The sequence below is a fragment of the Thiolapillus sp. genome (genome assembly GCF_048562965.1).
Taxonomy (GTDB): domain Bacteria; phylum Pseudomonadota; class Gammaproteobacteria; order Chromatiales; family Chromatiaceae; genus Thiolapillus; species Thiolapillus brandeum_A.
Genome location: NZ_JBHNMF010001484.1, coordinates 1 through 607 on the forward strand (window position 1 = coordinate 1; position 607 = coordinate 607).

Consider the following 607-nt stretch of genomic DNA (forward strand, 5'->3'; position numbering starts at 1 on the left):
GTAGATTCGTGTGAAGCCTAAGGTGCCGTATCTAGGCCACCGCAGTAAAATAGAATGTGCTGTTACTAGCCCAACGCTTTACAACCGTTTCGCTCTGAACACGCTTCGCATTTTCGCGCATCCTCGCAAAACCGGGGCGAGGACAGTCCTTGCTCCAATATCTTCGCCCGCTCGAACCATTGCATCAGCTCCGCTTCAGACAGAAGTGGCGCAATTAAATAGTCAACAGTCTCCGGTTTTTGCACCCGGACATACCCGAAAGGCGACACCCGATGCCCCATCTTTCGAAGTATGTACCCATACAGGCTTAGCTGAATCACGTCTTTCATGTAAACCCGGCTGCTATTCCGTGCCTTTGTATCGACGATAATGAGCTCCCCATTGGGCTGCTGATACACTTCATCCACACGGGCTTTAATCGGCGTGGGGTCCTGTATTCGGAGCGTCTGTTCCACCAACAGCAAGCGGGATTTTTTCAGCAGCAGTGGCGCATTATCATCGGCTGCATCCGGCGTTCGTGCTGGCGTGGCTGTGTGGTTACTCCCAAACGCGAATAACGCTCCGATTCCCAATACCACGAGCAGAAAAAACCACTCCACTAAAAAAC

Annotated in this window: 1 protein-coding gene; it reads right to left on the bottom strand. The window is 51.9% G+C overall.

The genetic code is table 11. From position 1 onward, the window contains the following. Positions 1-65 precede the first annotated feature (65 nt). Positions 66-607 (bottom strand): PD-(D/E)XK nuclease family protein (locus ACOCD2_RS25045; RefSeq protein ID WP_419626368.1); only part of this gene is annotated, 542 nt, incomplete at its 5' end.